The sequence below is a fragment of the Micromonospora costi genome, from assembly GCF_003626655.1.
Classification (GTDB): domain Bacteria; phylum Actinomycetota; class Actinomycetes; order Mycobacteriales; family Micromonosporaceae; genus Micromonospora; species Micromonospora costi.
The window spans coordinates 1,806,014-1,824,456 of sequence record NZ_RBAN01000001.1 but is presented as its reverse complement, the minus strand read 5'-3'; the positions used below and the strand labels follow the sequence as shown (position 1 = coordinate 1,824,456).

General features: G+C 74.7%; 17 protein-coding genes. 8 read left to right on the top strand and 9 right to left on the bottom strand.

Going from position 1 to position 18,443, the window contains the following annotated elements; all coding sequences use genetic code 11:
• Window positions 1-50: 50 nt before the first annotated feature.
• The 6 genes from D7193_RS08250 to D7193_RS08225 all read right to left on the bottom strand — a co-directional run bounded on the left by D7193_RS08250 (window position 51) and on the right by D7193_RS08225 (window position 7,584).
• Window positions 51-773, bottom strand: coding sequence for a cellulose binding domain-containing protein (locus D7193_RS08250; protein WP_120778679.1), 723 nt, complete (start codon window positions 771-773; stop codon window positions 51-53).
• Between the two features lie 69 nt (window positions 774-842).
• Entirely contained in the window at window positions 843-1,226 is a 384-nt protein-coding gene (locus tag D7193_RS08245) for a DUF742 domain-containing protein (protein ID WP_277749893.1), read from the bottom strand.
• Window positions 1,201-1,650, bottom strand: a complete 450-nt coding sequence (locus D7193_RS08240; protein ID WP_120778678.1) for a roadblock/LC7 domain-containing protein — start codon at window positions 1,648-1,650, stop codon at window positions 1,201-1,203. Before D7193_RS08240 ends, D7193_RS08245 begins: the two co-directional genes overlap by 26 nt.
• Window positions 1,647-3,746, bottom strand: a complete 2,100-nt coding sequence (locus D7193_RS08235; protein WP_158674782.1) for a nitrate- and nitrite sensing domain-containing protein — start codon at window positions 3,744-3,746, stop codon at window positions 1,647-1,649. The genes D7193_RS08240 and D7193_RS08235 overlap by 4 nt, the downstream gene beginning before the upstream one ends.
• Window positions 3,743-6,304 carry a helix-turn-helix transcriptional regulator gene (locus tag D7193_RS08230; RefSeq protein WP_206611855.1) on the bottom strand — a complete coding sequence of 854 codons (2,562 nt, stop codon included), beginning with the start codon at window positions 6,302-6,304 and terminating at the stop codon, window positions 3,743-3,745. Before D7193_RS08230 ends, D7193_RS08235 begins: the two co-directional genes overlap by 4 nt.
• A gap of 5 nt (window positions 6,305-6,309) precedes the next feature.
• Window positions 6,310-7,584 carry an Hsp70 family protein gene (locus D7193_RS08225; RefSeq protein WP_120778676.1) on the bottom strand — a complete coding sequence of 425 codons (1,275 nt, stop codon included), beginning with the start codon at window positions 7,582-7,584 and terminating at the stop codon, window positions 6,310-6,312.
• A 304-nt stretch (window positions 7,585-7,888) separates the two neighbouring features.
• Here D7193_RS08225 and D7193_RS08220 point away from each other — a divergent pair, with 304 nt between their 5' ends.
• Window positions 7,889-8,782: an IniB N-terminal domain-containing protein gene (locus D7193_RS08220; protein ID WP_120778675.1), complete on the top strand. Its 894-nt coding sequence runs from the start codon at window positions 7,889-7,891 to the stop codon at window positions 8,780-8,782.
• Between the two features lie 111 nt (window positions 8,783-8,893).
• Window positions 8,894-10,750 carry a dynamin family protein gene (locus D7193_RS08215; protein ID WP_120778674.1) on the top strand — a complete coding sequence of 619 codons (1,857 nt, stop codon included), beginning with the start codon at window positions 8,894-8,896 and terminating at the stop codon, window positions 10,748-10,750.
• Between the two features lie 1,196 nt (window positions 10,751-11,946).
• On the opposite strand, the gene D7193_RS08205 is transcribed toward D7193_RS08215, so the two are convergent.
• The 3 genes from D7193_RS08205 to trxA all read right to left on the bottom strand — a co-directional run bounded on the left by D7193_RS08205 (window position 11,947) and on the right by trxA (window position 13,977).
• On the bottom strand, window positions 11,947-13,041 hold the full coding sequence (locus D7193_RS08205) for an HTTM domain-containing protein (protein ID WP_241562849.1): 1,095 nt from the start codon (window positions 13,039-13,041) through the stop codon (window positions 11,947-11,949).
• Window positions 13,038-13,478, bottom strand: a complete 441-nt coding sequence (locus D7193_RS08200) for a hypothetical protein (protein WP_120778673.1) — start codon at window positions 13,476-13,478, stop codon at window positions 13,038-13,040. The genes D7193_RS08205 and D7193_RS08200 overlap by 4 nt, the downstream gene beginning before the upstream one ends.
• Before the next feature lie 136 nt (window positions 13,479-13,614).
• Complete coding sequence (gene trxA, locus D7193_RS08195) at window positions 13,615-13,977, bottom strand: thioredoxin (RefSeq protein WP_120778672.1); 363 nt, start codon at window positions 13,975-13,977, stop codon at window positions 13,615-13,617.
• A 554-nt stretch (window positions 13,978-14,531) separates the two neighbouring features.
• Here trxA and D7193_RS08190 point away from each other — a divergent pair.
• The 6 genes from D7193_RS08190 (at window position 14,532) to D7193_RS08170 (ending at window position 18,443) form a co-directional block, all read left to right on the top strand.
• Window positions 14,532-15,047: a MaoC family dehydratase gene (locus tag D7193_RS08190; RefSeq protein WP_120778671.1), complete on the top strand. Its 516-nt coding sequence runs from the start codon at window positions 14,532-14,534 to the stop codon at window positions 15,045-15,047.
• A 128-nt stretch (window positions 15,048-15,175) separates the two neighbouring features.
• Entirely contained in the window at window positions 15,176-15,685 is a 510-nt protein-coding gene (locus tag D7193_RS08185) for a hypothetical protein (protein WP_120779349.1), read from the top strand.
• Between the two features lie 153 nt (window positions 15,686-15,838).
• Window positions 15,839-16,462: a TrmH family RNA methyltransferase gene (locus D7193_RS08180; protein ID WP_120779348.1), complete on the top strand. Its 624-nt coding sequence runs from the start codon at window positions 15,839-15,841 to the stop codon at window positions 16,460-16,462.
• Between the two features lie 130 nt (window positions 16,463-16,592).
• Window positions 16,593-17,291, top strand: a complete 699-nt coding sequence (locus tag D7193_RS08175; protein ID WP_338324080.1) for a DUF6758 family protein — start codon at window positions 16,593-16,595, stop codon at window positions 17,289-17,291.
• Window positions 17,292-17,408: 117 nt separating this feature from the next.
• A complete protein-coding gene (locus D7193_RS33660; RefSeq protein ID WP_007455302.1) occupies window positions 17,409-17,567 on the top strand; it encodes a hypothetical protein in 159 nt (52 codons plus the stop codon).
• Between the two features lie 6 nt (window positions 17,568-17,573).
• Entirely contained in the window at window positions 17,574-18,443 is an 870-nt protein-coding gene (locus D7193_RS08170) for a PH domain-containing protein (RefSeq protein WP_120778669.1), read from the top strand.

The window sequence follows — 18,443 nt, the reverse complement described above, 5'->3', positions numbered from 1 at the left end:
GCGCAGACCCGGCGGCGGGCGCCGAACCGGGGTGTCCGGCGGAAGCCGAGTCAGTCGAGGCCGGTGCAGGCCGTGCCGTCGACGGTGCAGGCGGTGGGCGCGGAGCTGACCGGGGCGCCGCCGACCCGGAAGGTCACCCGGGTCGAACCACGTCCGGGCAGCGGCTGGCTCCCGTCCGGCACGAACGTCCAGGTGGCGCCGTCGCGCGTGACGTCGGCGCCGTTAACCGCCGTGACCGCGAGGGACTCGCGGGGCAGTGTGACGACCAGGGTCCACGTCGACGCGGGCGCCGTCCCCGGGTTGCTGATGGTGACCGCGGCCCGGTAGCTGAGCAACGCGCTCTCCTCGACGGCGAACTCGGCGCGCAGCGGCTCGGGCGCCGGGGCGGAACTGCTCGCGGCGGCGCTGGCCGACGGCGACGCGGAGCTGGGCGACGCGCTCGTGCCGACCGGGTGGCTGGGTGTTGGCCGGACGGAGGCGGCCGGGCGGGCCTCCGCCCCCGGGGTGCCGGGTTCCGGCGCGGCCGGTACGTCGGGGTCGGGTGGCGGGTCGAGGGCCACCGGAGCCAGGCGTTCCGGTGTCCGCAGCACCAGGACCACGGGTACCGCCGTGGCGATCAGGACCACCAGCGCGGCGAGGACGGCGATCCGGGCGCCCCGGGATCCTCTGCCCCGGTCGAGGACCGCCCGCTGGAGCGATCCGGCGATGGCCACGATCCGGTCGAGCACGATGATCGCCGTGGTCCGGCGTGGTTGCGGCGGTGATGCCGGCACTACCTCGTTCCCCCTTCAGATGGTCCGCGCGGCGGTCACGCTGGTCCGGCCGCCGGGTCGGCCCCCGGCTCACAGGGCGCGGAGCCCGGCGAGCAGTTCCGTGAGCAGTTCCTCGGACGGCAGTTCGGCGAGCGTCGGCGGTTCGTGCGTCTCGATGAGCCTGGCCGCGAGCAGGTCGCCGAGGAGCACCCGGACCGTCCCGACCGGCAGGTCCAGTTCGGCGCCGACCTCCGCGACCGACAGCGGCCGGCGGCACATCTCGACGATCGCGGTCTGCTCGGGGAAGAGCTGCGCGGACGCGGGCACCGGACCCCGGGCGACGACCAGCGTGATGAGGTCGAACCGGCCGCGCTCGGGGGCGGCCCGGCCACCGGTCATGGTGTACGGCCGGACCACCGGCCCGGCGTCGTCGTCGTACCACGCCTCGTCAGGGGCGCCGTTCGGCTGCTGCACCGGTCTCCCCGCTCGTCGCCGCCGAGGCCGGTTCCAGGTACACCGGCAGGTGCCGGTCGGCCTGGCCGACGAAGAGCGCCACCTCGTACGCCATGTCACCCACCTCGGCCTCGGCTCCGATCCGGACGGTGAGGATGGCGCCGCTGTTCGTGGTGGCCACGAACAGGAACGCCCGTGCCATCTGCACGACGATCTGACGCAGCGCGCCGCCGACGCAGACCCGGGTGGCGGCCAAGCCGAGCGCCTCCAGCCCGGCGACCAGGCTGGAGAGCTGCGCGGCCAGTTGGTCGTCGACGTCCCGGCTGGCGCCGAGGAGCAGCCCGTCGGGGGAGAGCACCACGGCGCACTCGGCGCCGTGCACCCGTTCGACCAGGTCGTTCAGGGCTTCGGTCAGGCCGTCCGCGGTGACCACTGATTGCGTCATGAGAGTCCTCTCGCTGCTCTGGGGACCGGCATCTCGACCGTGTCGGAGCCGACCGTGGCCGGGCCGGGCCACACCGACCCGGGGTGCCGGGTCCGTACCGGCAGGTCGCCGGTGACGCCGGTTCCGGCCGCCGGCCGCGCCGACGGGGTGGGCCGGCTGCCCGGCCCGGGCGCTGCACCGGTGGGCCCGGTCGGCGTGACCAGGGTGGTCGGGAGCAGCACGACCGCCGCCGTCCCGCCCCGGGGGCCGGGCCGCAGCGAGACCCGGGCACCGCAGCGGGCGGCGAGCAGGGCAGCAGCGTACAGCCCGGCGTGACCGGATGGGGGACCCGCCGTCGGCGGTTCGGCCAGGATCCGGTTGGCCGCCGCGAGCGCCTCGGGGGTGAGCCCCCGCCCGTCGTCGGTGACCACGACGGCGCAGCCGCCCGGCCGGTGTTCGCCTGCCAGCCGGACCGCCGTGCCGGCGGGTGAGAACACGAGCGCGTTCTCGATCAGCTCGGCGAGCAGGTGGATGACGTCGGTGACCGCGCGCCCGGCGAGCGACCACGGCCACTGCGGCGCCACCAGGACGCGCTGGTAGTCGGCCACCTCGGCGACCGCGCCCCGGGCCACGTCGAGCATCGGCACGGGCCGCCGCCAGCGGCGGGCCGGGCGTACGCCGGCGAGGGTGACGAGCTTCTCGACGTTGCGCCGCAGCCGGGTGGCGAGGTGGTCGAGGTGGAACAGTTCGGCGGCCTCCTCCGGGCTGCGTTCGCGCCGTTCCATCGCGTCGAGCAGGCTCAACTGCTCGCGCAGCAGGGCCTGGTTGCGCTGGGTGATGCGGAGGAAGAGGGATGCGGTGGCCGCCGTGGGGCCGGGCCGGCCGGGCGCCGGCGCGGGGGTGGACCCCGGTGCGGGCGGACCGTCGGAGGCGCCCGCCCATGCCGTTCCTGCGGGCGCCGGTCCGGCCCACCCGGGACCGGGGACCGGGCCCGGCGCGGCGGGACGGTGAGGGGCCGGTGCGGCGGGCCGGTCGGCGACCGGGGCGGGTACGGCTGCGCCCGGTCCGGCGCCGTGGGCGGGTGCCGGCGGACCGGGCTCGGGTGCGAAAGCCCCGCCGCCGGCCAGCCGGCGGACGCTGGCGATGCCGGTGAGCAGCAGGGTGAGCACCGCGACCAGGCCGAGGCCCAGGACCAGGCCGGCGCGGGTGACCACCAGGGCGGCGCCGGGTGTGGCCCGTTCGACGCTGTGCCGCGCCGTGGACTGGACCAGCGCGTGCAGCTCGTCGAGGGCGGGCTCCACCACCGCCTGCCAGCCGTCGACGCCCAGCGCCGGCCGGTCGTCACCACCGAGCAGCCGGTCCTCCAGCGCACGCAGGGCCGTGAACCGTTGTCCCTCCACCATGGACCGGTGGTCGTCGCGGTCCCGGGCCGGCAGGACGGCGACCGCCTCGCTGCTCGCGTACTCCCGCATGCCGATCAGCTCGGTCAGCCGGCGGCGGTCGTCAGCGCTGATCCGCCCGCCCGCGAGGGCGGCCGTGACCAGGGTGTCCTCCCGGGCGAGAAGCTCCCGGGAACGGGCGAGCGCCACGACGGCACGGTTCTCGGCGGCCAGCCTGCTCTCCCGCGCGCCCCACTCGGGTCCGTACACCGCGAAGGCGGCGTCGAGCAGCGTGTCGTACCCGGCGACCGCCTCGGCCCGGCCGGCGTCGGCGTCCGCGCGGAGAGCGGCCAGCGCGTCGAGCTGACGGAGCAACTCGTCGGCGCGGTCGCGCACCGCGCCGGCGGTGAGCAGCCGCAGGTCCGTGCCGCCGGTGGCGTCGCGGAGGGCAGCCACCGTGCGGTCGGTGTCGTTGCGCGCCACGACGAGCGCGGAGCGTTCCCGGGGCCCGCCGGCGACCGCGCCGCCGGTGAGCCGCCGCTCGTCCTGCAGGTCGAGGATGAGCCGGTCGGTGGGCTGCCCGAGGGTCTCCGCGAGGGCGCGGATCCGGAGCAGGTCGGCCGCGTCCCGGCCGGCGACGTACGAGGCGTACGCCCACAGTGCGACGAGGACGACGGCGGCGGCCGCGAGGAGCCGCCGGAGCCGCTGGCCCTCGGTCGTGGTGCCCTGCCCGCTCACCGGGTGGTCCGTTCCGGCCACGGCTGGCCGGCCGCGGTGTCCGGCCGGTGGGCCACGATGGTCCGCAGGAGGGCCAGCAGCTCGGCCCGGTTGGCGCAGCCCAGCCGGGAGCGCATCCGGGCCACGTGGTGTTCCACGGTCTTCGCCGAGATGAAGAGCCGGTCGCCGATCTCGCGGTAGGTCAGGCCGGCGAGCACCAGCTCGGCCACCTCCCGTTCCCGGTCGCTGAGCCGGTGCCCGGCCGGGGTGGCGAGGGCGTCGGCGACCTGACCGTCCGCCGTCGGCCGCTGCGGGGACCGGGTCCCGCCGGGCCGGCCCTGGAGCATCCGGGCGCAGTCGAGCAGGGTGGTCATGGCGCGCCGATCGGAGGTGCGGATGGCGGCCTGACCGGCGAGGCGGGCGCCGTCCCAGCAGAACCCGGCGTCGTGCAGCCCGCGGGCGGCGGCCTCCACCCGGACCGGGTCGACGACCCCGCGGAGCACGTCGACCCAACTCGCGGCGGCTGCGGCGACGACGGCCGCGTACCGGCTGTGCGTCGCGGCGGCGTGCAGCGCGGCCACGTGCTCGTCGGCGACCGCCGGCTCCTCGGTGAGGATCGCCGCGTGCAGACCGCTCCAGTGCAGCGGCGCGCTCCACAGTGGCGGGTCGCCGAGCCGGGCCAGCAAGGCCCGGGCGCCGTGCAGGTGCGGTGCCAGGCGGTCCAGGTCGCCGAGGCGGGCCGCCACGACAGCGAGTTCGCCGAGTGGGAGCAGGGTGAACAGGTCCACCGGGTGGCGGACGACCGCCTCCAGCGCGTGGCCCCAACCGCGCTGGAGCGCGCCGAGGTCGCTGTTGCGCCGGGCGATCCCCAGTTCGAGGGCGGTGGCGAAGAGCAGGTCGCGCGACTCCAGCGGCCGGCCGCCGGCGGTGAGCATGCCGAGCCGTTCGGCCGCGCCGGCCGTACGGCCCCGGACCATGAGGAGCCACGCCTGGAGCAGCCGGTGGCGGCGGGCCATGAGGGGGCCGCCGATGCCGCTGGCGGCCGCCCGGTCGAGCACCCGGTCGGCGATGTCGAGCTCGCCGCTGTGCAGGGCGGTCAGGGCGGCGAGCGCGGCCGGGCTGTCCGGCAGGAGCACCGCCCGGCCGTCCGGCTCCAACAGCGCCGTCGCCTGAACGAGAGTGGAGAGCGCGGTGGTGGGCGTACCGGTGACGCTGTCGCGGATCCCCTCGGCCATGAGGCGGGCGGCGCTCGCATGCAGGGTCGGCGGCCCGCCCCGGTGATCGGTGGCGGCGGCCTCGGCGCCGGCGGGGTCGCCGCCGGCCAGCGCGCCGACGGTGGCGAACGCCGCGGCCGGGGCGGCGCCGGACCAGCGGTACAGCTCGACGCTGCGGCCGAGCTGGCCCCGGTGGGCCAGGGCCGTGGCGGCGACCAGCGCGGCCTCGGCCCGGTCGGTGGCGGCGGCCGAGCCGAGGAGCCGGTCGGCGAGCCGGAGGGCGGCGTCGAGGTCACCGGCGAGGGCCGCGGCGACCGCCTGCCGGGTGGCGACCGGCCGGCCGGCGGCCGCCGCGGCGGCGAACAGCTCCGCCGCGAGGGCGGGCTCGGTGCCGAGGGCCTCCTCGGCGGCCGCCTCCAGCGTCCCGGCCGGGCAGTCGCCGGCCACGCCGGCCGCGAGCAGCGCGCGGACCAGCGGCAGCACGGGACCGCCCCGGGCGAGCTGCACCTCGCTGAGCCGACGCCACACCGCGATGCGCTCGGCGGCCGGGCTCAGCGCGGTCACGGCGCGGCGTACCAGCGGCGCGAGCCGCCCGTCCGCGCCCAGCAGGCCGGCCGACCGGGTCGCCGCCACGAGGCCGTCCACATCGGCCGGTTCGCGGCCGAGCAGCGTGCCGAGCAGGTCCACCGGCAGCGGTACGCCGGCCGCGACGGCCAGCAGCAGGCGCCGGACGTCGGGGGCGAGGTCGTCGAGGTCCGGGCCGAACTCGAGGACGGCCGCGCGGGGCGGCTCGGCCGGGACGCCCGCCTGGTCCTGCCCGCGCAGGCCGCGTACCAGCCGGTCCACGTCCCGGGGGACCCCGGCGGTCTGGCCGTGCACGAAGTCGACCAGCTCGCCGCGCCGGCCCAGCTCGGGCACGCCCGCGAGGTACGTGGCGGTCCGTTCGCGGGTGAACGGGGCGAGCGGGAGCAGCCGCCCGTCCCGGCGTACGGCGTCGACCAGCTCGGTCAGCGCGGCCGGGCGCGGCCACGGCCGGTAGGCGACCGCGAGGCGGTGGCGCCGGCCGGCCACCAGGTGCCGCAACGCGCGCAGCCGGGCGTCGTCGAGCAGGTGCGCGTCGTCGACGAGCAGCACCGCGTCCGGGTCGGCCGCGTCGGGCAGTTCCGGGGCGGCCTCGTGCACGGTGATCCCGGCCCGCCGGTAGACCCGGGCCAGCTCCTGGAGGTACGCCGTGCGGCCGTGGCCGCCGGGGCCGCTGACGGCGAGCACGAGCGGCGCCTCCGGGTCGGCGGCGACGGCGTCGAGCAGGGCCCGCGGCGCGCGGTCCAGCACCAGCCGGGTCCCGGCCAGGGCGCTCATGGTCATGGTGGTCATCCTTCGCGTCCCCGGCTCCGGACCAGCGCGAGGCGGGACGGCCTCGGCAGCTCCAGCGGGGTGATCCGGACCGGCGGGCGGGGCGGCGGTGCGCTGTCGACCGCACGGTCGTGGTCGGGGCGCCGCTGCGCGGGCACGACCGGCCCGGCGTCGCGGCGGGGACCGCCGGCGGGGGCCGGCGCCCGGGGCGGCTCGGGCGGCCGGGGCCGCGGCGACACCACCTGGCAGGCGGCCAGCGCCGCGCCGGTGGCGGCGGTCAGTTGCGGGTCGGGCTCCACCTCGACCGGGACCGGGACGGCGGCGGCGAGCAGCTCGGCGACGAGCGGGATCCGGGTGGACCCGCCGGTCAGCAGGACGGCGTCGAGGTCCGCGGGTCGCAGCCCGGCGGAGAGGACGGTACGCACGAGCAGGTCCACGGTGGCCTGCACGGCGGGACGGATCATCTCCTCGAACTCGGCCCGGGTCACCGGCACGCGGGCCGGCCCGCCGGGGAGGGTGAGCAGGACGTCGGTCTGGGCGCCGACGGTCAGCTCACGCTTGGCCCGCTCGCACTCGGGCAGCAGCGCGCGCAGGGTCGCGTACGTCTCGCGGCGGCCGGCGGCGGCGAGTTCCTTGGCCAGTACGGACCGGACGTGCCCGGCCAGCGCCTCGTCGAAGTCGGCGCCGCCGATCCAGTCCAGCCCCTGGGGGAGCCCGACGGTCTCGTACCGGCCGTGCCCCGTACGCCGGACGAGCGCGGCCTCGAAGCTGTCGCCGCCGAGGGCGTAGACGGCCGCCGTGGTGCCGGCGAAGCCCCGCGCGGCGTGGCTCTCGGCGACCGTGACGGTACGCGGCAGCAGCGTGACGGTGGTCTGGCCCAGCTCCCAGAGGGCGCCCTGCAGCAGCTCCCGGCGGTGCCGTCCCCATCCCGCGGGGTGGCTGAGCACCACAGCCTCGGCGGGCTCGCCCTCGCGGTGGAGGACCCGCTCGACCACCCAGGTGGCCAGCACGGCCGTCAGCAGCTGCGGCGGGCACGCCTCACCGGCGAGCAGCAGCGGCACGTCGTCGCCGACCCGGTGGACGAAGCCCCGGGCGGTGCGGTTGCCGTCGTCGGTGCCCGGCTCGCCGACCACCAGCGTGCCGTCCGCCCCCAGGTGCAGCACGGACGGCAGGGCGGCCGCGCCGGCGTCGAGCGGGACGACCTCGGGACGCGTCCAGCTGGCGCCGCGGCGCCGGGCCAGCGTGGCCGCGGTGGTGGTGCTCCCGATGTCTATCCCCAGGACGTACGGCATGCGTTTTCTTCCCTCGCCCGAGACGGCCGGCCGTGCACTGCTGCGCGGGCTTCCCACGACCTGCACGACCCACCCCCGGCGAATCCCCGCGGGCTCCTACGTTCGTACCAGAGATCGCTCCGGCATCGAGACCCTAAATCTGACCGGCTCGGTTCCCCCAGTCCCCCTAACGGACGAGGGGGCTAGCACCCTAACCGGGCCGTGCCGATTGCGGGTCGATCCCCGATGACCGGTGCCGGTGGGGGCCCATAGCGTCGCTGTCGACGAGCGGCGGTCGACGCCCACATCGGAGGAGAACCGGCACATGGACCAGACCCTGCACGACTTCGTGCTCAACCTGCTCACCGACCCCGACGCCCGGTCGGCGTTCGACCTCGACCCGGAGGGCGCGCTGCAGGCCGCGGGGCTCACCGACATCACCGCCGCCGACGTGCAGGACGTGGTTCCGCTCGTGGTCGACTACGTCCCGGTCCAGGGTCTCGCCCCGGTGGCCCCGGTGGTCGGCGAGCTGGGTGCCGACCCGCTGCTGGCCGACGCGACCGACGTGGTCGGCCAGCTCCAGAGCGTGGCGCAGCAGATCAGCGTCAGCAGCACGTACTCCGGTGTGGACGTCAAGGCCGGCGTGCTGGGTGCCATCGCCGTGGACCCGACCGCGGTCGCCGCCGGCGCGACGGTGCTGCCCGGGATCGGCCTGGGCGTGGGCCCGGGTGGCCTCGGCACCGACCTGACCGGTGTGCACGACGTCGCGCACACCCTCGACGCCGACGTGGTGGGCGTGGTGGACAATGCGGCCGACCCGGTGGTCGGTGACGTGACCGGCGCCGTGGGCGCCCCGACCAGCGTGCTCGACGCGACCGACCACGGTCTGCTCGGTACGCCGGACGGCCTGCTCGGCGGCACGCTCTCCGGCACCACCGGCCAGGTCGGCGGGCTCGTCGACTCCCTGGGCGTCGACGACACCCTGGGCGGCCTGGGCCTGCACAGTGGCGGCAGCGGTGTCGTCCCGCCGCTCGACGTGCCGTCGACGGTGGGCGGCGTGACGCACCAGGTGGATGGCGTTCTCTCCGGCGTCACCGGCACGGTGGGCAGCGTGACCGGTGACGCCACCGACGGGGTGACCGGCAGCGCCGGGGTCCACGGGGACGCTTCGGTGTCCCACGACGGCGGTCTGCTGGGCATCACCGACGGTCTGCTCTGACCGTCGCCCGGTCGGAGCGGGAGGCCGGATCGCCCCTCGGGGCGGTCCGGCCCTCCCGCTTTCCGTACCCCTCTTGATAATTGAGCCGATATCAGCACACTTGGTGCGGTGATGGCGGGGATCTGGCTGGACGTGCTCGACGAGATCGCCCGCACGTGCCGCGAACACGGGCGTGGTGACCTGCTCCAGGCGGTCCGGCTGAAGCGCACCCAACTGCTCGACCCGAGCCTGCGTGTGCTGGTCGTCGGCGAGCCCAACCAGGGCAAGAGCCAGTTGGTCAACGCGATCGTCAACGCGCCGGTCTGCCCGGTCGGCGACGACCGCACCACCGTGCTGCCGACCGTCGTGCGGCACGCCGACGTCGCCGCGGCGGCGGTGGTGCAGGCGCCGCCGGCCGGTCCGGGTCGCGGCGCGGACGCGGCACTGCCCGGTACGGAGGAGCGGACGCCGGTGCCGCTGGACCGGATCGCGGCCGGTGTGGCCGGAACGCTCGGCCGACGGCCGGGAGGCGGCCCGGCGTACGTCGACATCGGACTGCCCCGCGCGCTGCTCGGCGCTGGTCTGGTGCTGGTGGACACTCCGGGCAGCGACGAGGTGGCCGCCGTCGGCCGGGCCGCGCCGGTGGCCGCGCTGCACCGGGCGGACGCGGTGCTGCTGGTCTCCGACTCGACGCGGGAGCTGTCGGTGGCCGAGCTGAACGTGCTGCTGCACGTCACCCGGTCCCACCCGAACGTGCTCGTGGTGCAGACCAAGATCGACCTGGTGCCGGACTGGCGGGCCGTTGCCGAGCGCAACCGGCGGCACCTGGCCGAGGCGGGGGTGCCGGCCACGCTGATCCCCGTGTCGGCGGCGCTGCGGCTGCGGGCGGCCGCCGCCGACGACCGGTCGCTCAACGCCGAGTCCGGTTTCCCCGCACTGATCGCCCGCCTCCACCAGGACCTGGCGGGCAAGGCCGACGTGCTGGCCCGGGCCGCCGTGGGGCTCACCGCACGGACGGTGGTGGAGCAGCTCGCCGCCCCGCTGCGCGCGGAGCTGGAGAGCCAGCAGGAGCAGGAGCAGTCCGGGCCGATCTCCCGGCTGCACGCGGCCCAGCGTGAGGTCGAGGAGCTGCGCCGGTGCTCCGTGCGCTGGCAGAACACGCTCAACGACGAGATGGCCGACCTGCTGTCCGACATCGAGTACGACCTGCGTGACCGGACCCGCCAGATCCTCCGGGAGGTCGACGACGCGTTCGAGAAGGCCGACCCGCTGGTCGCCTGGGACACCTTCCAGGAGTGGCTGACGCGAAGCCTCGTCGAGGCGGCCGAGGCCAACCACGAGTGGCTCGTCCAGCGCTGCGACCACGTGGCCCGGCGGGTGGCCGGCAACTTCGCCCGGTACGGCTACGACGTGCTGCCGCCCTGGTCCATGAACGTCCCGGAGGACGTCGGGGACCGGTTGCCGGAGATCGAGCGGCCCAGCATCGACCGGTTCACCGCCACGCAGAAGGTGATCACGGGCATGAAGGGCTCGTACGGGGGCCTGCTCATGTTCGGCCTCGCCATGACGCTCGCCGGCATGCCGATGATCAACCCGGTCTCGATCGGCGCGGGCGCGCTCTTCGGCGGCAAGAGCATCCGCGACGAGAGCCGCCAGTTGCTGCGCCGCCGCCAGGCGACGGTCAAGACCGCGGTGCAGCGGCACGTCGACGACTTCTTCGTACGGGTCGTCAAGGACTGCCGGGACGCCGCACGCCAGGTGCAGCGGATGCTGCGGGACCACTTCGCGGGGCTCACCGAGGAGTTGCAGGAGGCCATCGTCGAGTCGCTGCGGAGCGCCAAGCAGGCTGCGGACACCGACGCGGCCGCCCGCGACCAGCGCCAGCGCGAGATCCGCGTGAAGATGACCCGGCTCGCGGCGCTCTACGAGCAGGCCCAGCAGTTGACCGCCGCCCGGCCGGCCCCGGTGTCGCTGGAGCCGCGGGTATGACCGTGGGTCTGCGGCTGGACGAGGCCGTGTGGGGGCTGCTGCACCAGGCCCTCCAGCTCTACCGGGACAACCCCCGCGCCACCGGCCACCTGCGGCACCAGCTCGCCCGTCTGGAACAGCCGCTGCGCGTGGCGATCGCCGGCCCGTGGCGGGCCGGCAAGTCGACGCTGCTCAACGCGCTGATGGGCGAGGACGTGGCACCGGTCGCGGGGGCCGACGGCAGCGACGTCTTCACCTGGTACGAGGACGGCCCGCAGCCGCGGGCGACGGCGTACTCGGCGAGCCACCCGCCGCAGGAGCTGGCGATGGTCAGGTCGGCCACCGGGATGCGGGTGGACCTCGTGGGCTGGCGGGCCGGCGAACTCCGCGACATCGTGGTGAGCTGGCCCACCCGGGCCCTGCGGCAGGTGACCCTGATCGACACGCCCGCGGTCGGCGGGCCCGGGGAGCACGGCCGGTCGCCGGTGATGGACCGGGTGCTACGCGACGCCGACGCCGTGCTGTACCTGACCCGGGACGGCCGCGGCACCGACCTGCGGGTGCTGGAGTCCGGCCGGGAGAGCGTGGTGGGGCAGGCCGCCCCGATCAACGTGATCATGGTGCTCGCGCGGGCGGACGAGACCGGCGGCGGGAAGATCGACGCGCTGCTCACCGCCCGCCAGCTCGCTCGGCGGCAGCACCGCGACCCGCGGGTGAACGCGCTGTGCGTCACCGTGGCCGCGTGCAGCGGGCTCATCGGTCTGGCCGGCCGGGTCCTCGGGGAGTCCGAGTTCACGGCACTCGCCCAGTTGGCCGCCGTACCGCGCCCGGAGCTGGAGGCGCACCTCCTCTCGGCCGACCGCTTCCTCCGCGGCGAGCTGCCGGTGCCGCTGGACAACGAGGTACGGGCCGGATTGCTGGACCGGCTCGGCCTGTTCGGGGTGCGGCTGGCCACCACGCTGGTGCGGACCGGCTGCGACAGCCGCGCGAGCCTCTCCGCCGAGCTGATCCGCCGCAGCGGGCTGGCCGATCTGCGGGAGTCGGTGAACCGGTTCTTCGTCGACCGGCGGGAGGCGCTCAAGTCCCGCTCGGCGCTGGCCGCCGTGGAGTCGCTGCTACGGGCCGAGCCCGGCCCGGGCACCGCCGAACTGCTCGGCACGGTCGAGCAGATCCTCGCCGGCGCGCACGCCTTCCAGGAGCTTCGCCTGCTGGCCGCGCTACGGGACACCCGGCTCGGGTTCGACGCCGAACTCGCCGCGGAGGCGCGGCGGCTGGTCGGCGGCGACGGCGTCGGCCTGGCCGCCCGGCTCGGTGTCGAGCACGACGCCGGCGTGCAGCGGCTCTGGGAGGTCGCCGCCGACGCGCAGTGGCGCTGGCGGGACCGTGCCGAGGACCCCCTGCTCCGGCTCGCCCAGCGGCGCGGGGCGCAGGTCGTCGTCCGTAGCTGCGAGGGGATGCTCGCCGAGCTGGCCGAGGGCGGCCGGTGACCCCCCGCGCCGCAGCCGCCGCAGCCAGTGGATCGGGCGTACCCGCTCCAGCGGCAGGAAGCTGGTCATCGCCGCGAGGTGCGGGGCGAACGAGATGGTGATGGTCGCGAACGTGACCACGTGGAACGAGTAGAAGAAGGCCACCACGGCCGTGCGCCAGCGCTCGGGCACCAGGAACACCAGCGGGCTGGCCAGCTCGAACGCGACGATGCCGAACTGCGCGACGATCAGCAGGTAGGGAACCTGCGCGATGAGATCCGCCAGCTCGGTCCCGCGCCGGATGATCGCCCGGGCCAGCACCGAGCCGGTCAGCCAGTCCAGGCCGCCGAAGCGCAGCTTCGCCCACGCGGCCAGGAAGTACGTGCACACCACGGCGATCTGGGTGACCCGCAGCGCCCAGCCGCCGGCCTCCGTACGGGTCGGGTCGCCGTGCCGGGCCCGGCCGGCCGTAGGGAGTACCGCCAGTGCCACGAGCAGGCCGAACCGGTCGTGGTCCACCTTCCCGTAGCTCATCGCGACGATCATCCACTCGAGGTAGAGCGCGCAGACCGCCCAACCGAGCAGCCGGGGCGCCCGCCCGGTCGCGGCGAGCAGAGCGAGCAGCAGCAGCGCCCAGAAGATCACCGCCACCAGCGCCGGCGTGGGCGTCGGCAGCGGCAGCACCCGGCCGATCAGCAGCGGCTGGTACAGCTCACCGGGCACGCTCGCGCGGGTGCGTACCCACGGGGTGAACACCACGAGGTCGGCCGCCACGAAGAGGTAGATCAGGGTGCGGAAGGCGGCCACCCGTCCGCGCGGCACCGGCGCGGTCAACCAGCGGATCATCGGGGCACCTGCCAGCGGACCACCGTCTCGTCGGTGTACCGGCCGGTGGGCCGCCCGTCGGTGATGCCGAACCAGCGGATGACGATGCGTACCTCGACCAGGCCTGGGGCGTCGGGGTGCCGTTCGGCGTACGCGTCGGCCACCTCGGCGAGCCGCTCGGGCTCGGCGGCGTACCGGCTCTGCTGGCCCTCGATCTCGGCCCGCCGGATGCCCGTGGCCTCCTGACCGAGGCTCACGACGGCGCCGGTGCGGTCCACCCCCTCGACGCGGGTGTCCGGGGCGGGGGCGTCCGGCGGGTTGGAGGTGGCGTACATCCGGAACGGGCCGAACGGGAAGTCGTCGTCCGTGCCCCAGAGGGTGCCGGAGAGCAGGACGGCGAGCCCGAGCACGGTGGCGGCGAGCCGCGCCGCCCGGCCGCGACTGGTCAAGGTCTCCATCGGTTCGTGACCATACGGGAAACGCCGCTCGCGACGGGTCCCTCCGACGGCCACCGTCACCCGGCCGGTACGCCGACGGCCGGGCCCCGAGGGGCCCGGCCGTCTGCCGTGTGTGGCGCTCTGTGTGCTCGCCGGCTCAGTGCTTGTGCTCGGCCAGCTGCTTGCGGACGTCGTCCATGTCGAGCGCCTCGACCTGCTCGATCAGGTTCTCCAGCGCCGACTCGGGAAGGGCGCCGGGCTGCGCGAAGACGATCACGCCGTCCCGGATGGCCATGATGGTCGGGATGGAACGGATGTCGAACTTGGCGCCCAGCTCCTGCTGCGCCTCCGTGTCGACCTTGCCGAAGACGATGTCCGGGTGCTTGCCCGAGGAGCGCTCGTAGATCGGGGCGAACCGCTTGCACGGGCCACACCAGTCGGCCCAGAAGTCGACCAGCACGATCCCGTCCTTGCCGGTCACCTCGTCGAAGTTCGCCGTGGTCAGCTCGACGGTTGCCATTTGCACTCTCCGATCACCGCGGATGTACCTACGACCGCTAGAACCAGGACTGACCACCTCGCATTCCCGTTGCGGGGGCGGTGAAACGCGCCACGGCGGTCGGCGCGCCTCCGGGCACCCACGGTCATCGATCCGCGTCTGTGCGTTCTGGCATGCCGTACGCAAATGCAGGTGGCAGTTGCGTGACCGGCCGTGATGGGAGCGTTTCCATTAAGATCAACAGAATTGACGGCAACGAATCGGCAACTTGGGGCTTGACGGGCCGGTATCCGGCCTGCAGAGATCGCCGATCAACTCGTCATCGATTACCCTGCGTAATGTTACGAAAAAATAAATGTGATCCAGGTCTCTGGGCAGCCGGACGGGCGTACGGCAGAATCTTCCGCATCAGAGCGTGGGCGGCGGGTGCCGGGGAGGGCCCCGCCGCTCATTGCGTCTCCCCCCGGATGTGGCCGGTGTGACATTTCCGCACGGCCCCCGCCCCTCGCGTCGCCTTAACACCTCATAAGGCATGCTGTGCCGAACTCCATCGCCGCCCGTCGAAGGGGACCAGGATGCAGTTCGGCCGTTACTACGAGGAGTTCGAGGTCGGCGCGGTCTACCGGCACTGGCCCGGCAAGACCGTCACCGAGTACGACGACCACCTGTTCTGCCTGCTCACCATGAACCACCATCCGCTGCACCTGGACGCCCACTACGCGGAGTCGGCGAGCCAGTTCAAGCGCAACGTCGTGGTCGGCAACTACATCTACTCCCTCCTGCTGGGCATGTCCGTTCCCGACGTGAGCGGCAAGGCGATCGCCAACCTGGAGGTCGAGTCGCTCCGGCACGTGGCGCCGACCTTCCACGGCGACACGATCTACGGCGAGACCACGGTGCTGGACAAGCGGGAGTCCGCCTCCAAGCCCGACCGGGGCGTCGTCTCGGTCGAGACCCGCGGTTACAACCAGGACGGCACCCTGGTCTGCGTCTTCCGCCGCCGGGTCATGGTCCCGAAGCGGGAGTACGCGGCCAGCAGCGTGCCCGCGGGCGTGGACCCGGAGCGACCGAGCTTCCCCGAGCCGCGCTGACCGGCGGCGGGGCGGGCGGTGGCAGGGCTGACCGGCGGCTGGGCGGGCGGGTGCCTTCCTCCAGCATGTTCTGGTGAGGAAGGGGCCCTTTTCGCGATCCGGGGCATATGCTGACGCCGGAGGTCCCCATGAGCCACTCCGTCGCCGGAGAGCCGCCCTCTGCCGGCCGCCGCGCCGCACCGCTGACCACCGCCGTCTACTCCGCCGCCGAGTGGGATCTGCTCACCAGCCTGCCCGGCCGGGTCGTCGTGGCCGCCATCGCGCCGGGCCCCGGCCGACCCGCCCGTGGCGTGGCGGAGGGGCTCGCCGGTCTCGAGGCGATGGCCGCCGGCCGCTCCTTCGACAGCGACCTGGTCCGTGCCGTGGTCGCCGCGATCTACGCCCGCCACGACAACCAGCCGTTGCCCGGCGACCGGAGCGGCGACCTCGTCGACCTGCTGGCCGCCTGTCGGGCCGCGGTTCGGCTGCTCGACCGCCGGGCCGACCCGGCCGACTCGGCCGCGTACCGCCAGTGGGTGCAGTCGGTGGCGGCCCGCGCCTGCCGTGCGACGCCGCCCGGCCGCGCCCCGGTCGACGGGGTGGCCCCGGCCGACCGCCGCTTCCTGCACCGGCTGGGCGAAGCCCTGAACCTGGCCTGACCCGCCCCTGCTCTCCCCGTCGATCATGCAGTTGTGGTGGTGGATCAAAGCCGCTAACCCGCACCGAACGGGCACCATAAGTGCATGATCGACGAGGTCGGGGGCGGGGCCCGGGCATGGGTGGGGCTGGGTGGGCCGTACTCTCTGGTCTCCGTGACCGGTGACCAGCTCGACGTCGGCGTCGGCCCCTGGCCGGGCGACCTGCCCGACGACCCGCGGTACGACCCCGAGCTGCTCGCCGACGGTGACCGGCGCAACGTGGTGGACCGCTACCGGTACTGGCGGCGGGAGGCGATCGTCGCCGACCTCGACGAGCGTCGGCACGACTTCCACGTGGCCATCGAGAACTGGCAGCACGACTTCAACATCGGCACGGTGGTCCGCAACGCGAACGCCTTCCTCGCCGCCGAGGTCCACATCGTGGGGCGGCGCCGGTGGAACCGGCGCGGCGCCATGGTGACCGACCGCTACCAGCACGTGCGGCACCACGAGACCATCGAGGAGTTCGTGGGCTGGGCGGCCGCGGAGGGCCTGACGGTCGTCGGCATCGACAACCTGCCCGGCTCGCGCCCGCTGGAGACCGCCGAGCTGCCGCGCCGCTGCGTGCTCCTCTTCGGTCAGGAGGGGCCGGGCCTCTCCGAGCCGGCGCGCGTCGCCTGCGCGCAGGTCTTCTCGATCGCCCAGTACGGCTCCACCCGGTCGATCAACGCCGGCGTGGCCAGCGGCATCGCGATGCACGCCTGGATCCGTACGCACGCCGGCCCGCCCCCGGCCTGACCGCTGACGCGCCGACCACCGCCCGGGCCGCGTCGGACGGCCGCGCCGCGCTTACGCCGGACGGGTCACGGCGGTGGCGGATACGGCCGCTCCGCTTGACGGGCCCGGGCGGCGGGGTGACGGTGGACAGATGAGCGTCGCGGTGAGCTGTCCTCGATGCGGAGGGCCGGTCCGGCCACCGGACCTCATGCACGCCGAGACCCGGTGCGCGCGGTGCGGGCCGGTGCCGCCCCTGCACGTACCCGAGCACATCGGCGCCGAGATCGTGGCCAGTGTGGTCGAGCGGATCGTGGCCGACGCCGACCCGCCACGGCAGCCGGCCGCGCCGCTGTGGTGCCCGTGGCCGCTGCCACCAGGCTGGACGATGACCGGGGTGGCGTACGCCGGGGACGACCGCACGGGCGTACGGGCCACGGCGGTGGCGTGCGCGGGCCCCGCCCCGCTGGGCGGCGGGCCGGCCGACCTGGTCTTCATCGCCGAGGAACCGGGTGTCGGCCTGGGTACGCGGTTCGCCGGCATGGCGGGGCCGGACCCGGGGCCGCAGCTCGCGGCGGCGTTGACGGATCCGGGGCCGGGCCACCCCGAACACGTCGGGCAGGCCCGGATTCGGGTGGGCGGTCACCCGACTCCACTGTGGTTGGTGCATTCACCGGCGGATCGAAGCGCGTACGCGGGCGAGGCTCGGGGAATGTGGCTGCATGCGATAGCCTGGCCGGCGAGTGCGGGGCATCTGCTCGCGGAGGATGTCGTGTTACACGACCTGACCGAGTGGACTCCCCCCGAACTCGTGTACGGCGCACCGTCTCCGTACCTGCACGGGAAGGCTTGACAAGCCCGCCCGGACTGACGGAGAACGGACGCAGATATTCACTGTACGACACCGCACTGATACTCTGGGTGCCGCTGCGGTAATGGGACCCGGCGCCGCGCGAGAGGATGGCCCGCCATGGTCAAGAAGGTCCTCACCTGGGCCGGTATCGCATTCTTGATCTTCTTTGTCGCCTACCGGCCGAACTCCGCCGCAGACGTGTTCAAGTCGCTCGGTGGCGGCATCATGGACATCGCCCAGGGGTTCGGCGACTTCTTCACCAGCCTGGTGGCCTGATCGCCGATGGGTAGCCCTCCCGGTCCGCCCTTCGACCCCGACGACCCCGACCGGGAGCGCCGGGAACGCGACACGGAACCCATCCCCCGCGTCCCTCCGGACGAGGGCCCCGACTACGGCTCCGGCGCCGGTCTGTCCGACGGTCCCTCGCTGTCCGACGACGTCGGCTACGGCGAGGGGCCCGGTTACGCCGGCGGCGGCCGATCCGGTCGGGCCTGGATCCGTGACCCGGAGGGCGGCTACCCGGAGATCTCCGAGGACGAGCTGGCCGGGCTGCGCGCCGACGCGGCCGGCAACACGCCTCGCCGGGTGCTGCCGCTGGAGGACGAGCCCAGCTCACTCGTCGCCCGCTACCTGTTCCCCACCGAGCGCTACCGGGGTGAGTGGAAGCGGCACTGGATCCACCTCGCGACCCCGATCATCGTGGGGATCGCGGCCACCTTCGTCCTCGGCTACCTCTCCGGGTTCCTCGCCGGGCAGGACGTGGGCGCGCTGACCACCGTGGCCGTGTTGCTCTGGTTCGCGGTGATGGCCTGGGTGGCCTGGCGGGTGGCCGACTGGTGGTACGACCGCTTCATCCTGACCAACAAGCGGGTGATGGTGGTCAACGGGATCATCACGCGCCGGGTGGCCATGATGCCGCTGGTCCGGGTCACCGACATGAAGTACGAGCAGACGCCGACCGGCCGGGCGCTCAACTACGGCACCTTCGTGCTGGAGTCCGCCGGCCAGGAGCAGGCGCTGCGAGAGATCAAGAACCTGCCGAACCCGAACGAGCTCTACCTGCGTGTGGTCGAAGAGATGTACGAGCCGCAGGCGGTCGAGGCCCGGCTGGGCAAGGAGGCCGACGAGGCCAAGGCCGACGACGGGGCCTGA